Origin of the sequence: Holdemanella biformis DSM 3989 (assembly GCF_000156655.1) — a bacterium.
GTDB classification, from domain to species: Bacteria; Bacillota_I; Bacilli_A; order Erysipelotrichales; family Erysipelotrichaceae; genus Holdemanella; species Holdemanella biformis.
On the sequence record NZ_DS996843.1, the window covers coordinates 177621 to 180836 of the forward strand.

3 protein-coding genes and 1 pseudogene are annotated in these 3216 nt (G+C 30.9%); 2 read left to right on the forward strand and 2 right to left on the reverse strand.

Going from position 1 to position 3216, the window contains the following annotated elements:
- Window positions 1-157: 157 nt before the first annotated feature.
- A pseudogene (locus tag EUBIFOR_RS07585) lies at window positions 158-909 on the forward strand (site-specific integrase); the annotation flags it as partial.
- Entirely contained in the window at window positions 872-1204 is a 333-nt protein-coding gene (locus EUBIFOR_RS07590) for a plasmid mobilization protein (RefSeq protein WP_040466342.1), read from the forward strand. The pseudogene EUBIFOR_RS07585 and the gene EUBIFOR_RS07590, both read left to right, overlap by 38 nt.
- A gap of 493 nt (window positions 1205-1697) precedes the next feature.
- Here the strand turns inward: EUBIFOR_RS07590 and EUBIFOR_RS07595 are convergent, their stop codons facing one another.
- Window positions 1698-2546, reverse strand: coding sequence for a nucleotidyl transferase AbiEii/AbiGii toxin family protein (locus tag EUBIFOR_RS07595; protein WP_003865418.1), 849 nt, complete (start codon window positions 2544-2546; stop codon window positions 1698-1700).
- A complete protein-coding gene (locus EUBIFOR_RS07600; RefSeq protein ID WP_244264163.1) occupies window positions 2546-3112 on the reverse strand; it encodes a type IV toxin-antitoxin system AbiEi family antitoxin domain-containing protein in 567 nt (188 codons plus the stop codon). The genes EUBIFOR_RS07595 and EUBIFOR_RS07600 overlap by 1 nt, the downstream gene beginning before the upstream one ends.
- Window positions 3113-3216: the final 104 nt, after the last annotated feature.

Here is a 3216-nt window from a genome sequence, read left to right on the forward strand (position 1 = left end):
AGCAATATTGATCTGAACATTGTTCGTTCTAGGTCTACCCATGATATCAACTCCGAACTTTTTCTACATATATTATATACTTTTAATACGCATTATGCAATACAAAAAGTGGCTTTCACCTCCACAGCAAGCTATGGAGTTTTCGCCACTTAATTATAACAACTACAAACAAACGTATCTTAAAACGATCCATAATCAACTCAGTGCTTTATTTAATTATGCTGTTAGATTTTATGGATTAAAAAACAATCCTGCTAGACTTGCCGGCAACATGGATATAGAAGAAGTTGGTGAAATGAAATTCTGGACTAAAGAAGAATATCTTACCTTCTCTAGATCAATGATGAATAAAGAAGAAAGTTATCATGCATTTGAAATCTTGTATTGGTGTGGCATACGTCTTGGTAAACTGCTTGCCTTAACAGCTGAAGATTTTGATTTTGAAAAGAAAACTTTAAAAATCAACAAATCCTATCAGCATATTAAAGGTAAAGATATTATCACAACGCCTAAAACTAGAAAAAGTAATCACGTATTAACACTTCCTGATTTTCTAGTCGATGAGATGCAAGATTATATCTCTAGACTCCCCTACTTAAAAGTTGATGATCGTATCTTTACAATCACTAAATCCGGTCTTCATCATGAAATAGATCGAGGATGCAGAGAAACCGGTGTTAAAAGAATACGTGTCCATGATTTAAGACATTCCCACGTATCTATGCTGATTGAAATGGGATTTAGTGCTGTAGATATCGCAAATCGTGTTGGACATGAAAGTGTTAAAGTAACCTATCGATACGCACTATGTTTCCTAATAAAGATCTAATGATTGCTAAAAAATTAAACATTTCAAGAAATGGTGAAAAAGATGAGCAAGAAGAACCTGGATCAAAATGGGAGACTTAGAAACGTAGTTGTAGGATTTAGAATGTCTGAAGAAGAAGTTGATCTGCTAAATCGTAGAGTTCTAATTTCAGGACTCACAAAGCAAGAATTTATAATCAACTCTATACTAGGAAAAGAAGTAACAGTTTATGGCAATCCATATGTATTCAGAAGTCTACAAGATGAACTTATTAAGTTTATCAAACTTTATGGCAAAGGATTGGAAGATGAAAATGATGATGAAATGCTTGAATTAACACTAAAAACGATACTTGCAATGCGAAAAAAAGGAAAGACAGAAGTTTATCCTGTATAAGCAAACTCTCACGAAAGCCTTATTTTAAAGGCTTTTTTAATGTTTTTACGAACCTGTAAACCGTGGTTAACCTCCGGTTAGCAAATTGGGCTTTTTTAACCAAAATCACCCTATTTTGACTCAAAAAATAGTCAATTTTCGTGATTTTTGCCTGAATTTTTGAAAAAGCGTCAATTTTGGACCCTTATGAAAGCCTTTAGTTAAGGCCCCAAATACAAAATACGTTTTCAAAACGTTTTCAGCACCACTTGAGGCATTAAAAAAGCCCTTGAATAAAGGACTTTCTCAACTTTTGATATTATTCGAGCTCAATTTTGTATACTTTTAAATCCATACAACATATACATTATATGGTTATTTATACAATTACTTCCTGTATTATTTTATATTCCAAATCTTTTACGTATATTTTGTACTCATTTTGGAGTCACTGTGAGTACATATTGAGTACAAACCATTTCATTCTAACAATACATACAATTAAAATATTGTTTCACTCAATTTCTAACATTTGACTCATCAATTGTTTTATTATTTCTAAATTTGTAGAAAACTCAATATGACTAGCATATTTATATTTACGACAATAATTCTTCCATAAATTCTGCAACGTTGAATCTTCACTTATTGAGCATAATATTTCTTCATAATGCTCCAATAAAGAAAGTGTCTCTCTTTTGCTACATGTTTTATCAAATGCCAATAATAAATCATTATAGTTTATTTGATCGTTATAACGATCAAATAAAGTCGTTACATCATAAAAATCACGCATACGTGTATTCAACAATCCTCTAGAAAGAATTGTTTGAATTTTTTCTGCAAGTATTGTCTCTAAATTATATGACCAGAGTTGTATTGATTTGTCTTCTAACAACAACGGATATTCATATCTTATTTCTCTAGGTGTAATCACATCACCTGTTGATATATCTATTTTGATTGGCACTATTAAATTTTCTAATTTTGCATCCATATGAATTCTTATTCCTGGATACTCCATATTGTCCATGATATCAGATACATCATTTAAGATAAATTCAATGTGATCATCAAGAGAAATATCTTTAATTTCACTTACAATCCTTGTGGTTTCTTCTTTGGTTAAATCAAAATTACGTATTGATGTATCAATATCCATAGTCGATCGCATCGATATACCAATCATAGAAGTAACCAAGATTCCACCCTTAACAATGAAATCGTCTTTATATTTAGAATACGTTATTCTTTCAAGAAAACGCTCCATCATATAAATACGTAACAAAGTTATAGGATCCGATCCATTTTGTTTGGCGACATTTTTAATTCTACCTTTTATTTGTGCTGGAGTTAGATACATTACAATAAAACCTCCATATATTGTCTAATTATCTTTTCAATTCGAAATGCTTTTGCATACACCATTAAACAATTCAGATCTTTATCACTTCTTTGTAAATAAGTTTTAATCGCCATATTAAAATCCTGAATTTCGAAATTACGTCTACTTCTCACTAAATCACAAATTGTTCTTTCCAAATCATACATTGGGATTTCATGACCAAATTGATTTGTGATTGTAGTCTTTCCTAGATCCAAAAGCTCCTTTTTTACAGTATAAACCTTGTAACCTGAGTTTGTTAAAGCAGAAGGATTATATCCACTATAAATTGTAATACAATGCACAAAAGGTTCTCGATCAACCAGGCCATAATAATATAAGGCATCATCATGAGAAATAACTCCTTTTGGACAACGCTGTGACAAAACATAAGCTTCATCTTCCAACACATCTTTTGAAATATAAATACCTGGGCCAACTTTTTCCATACAATTCCTTTTTATAAAATTATAAATAGACTGTCTCGATACATTCACATTCTTTAATTTTTTAACATTCAAAACCTCAATTTTTTTAGAATCCATTACTCCTTCCACACTCTCACCGCCTTTTACATTCTCGCTAACATTATACTTTATATTAGCAAGAATGTAAATCGACTTCAATTTATTTAATTATTCATATCCAA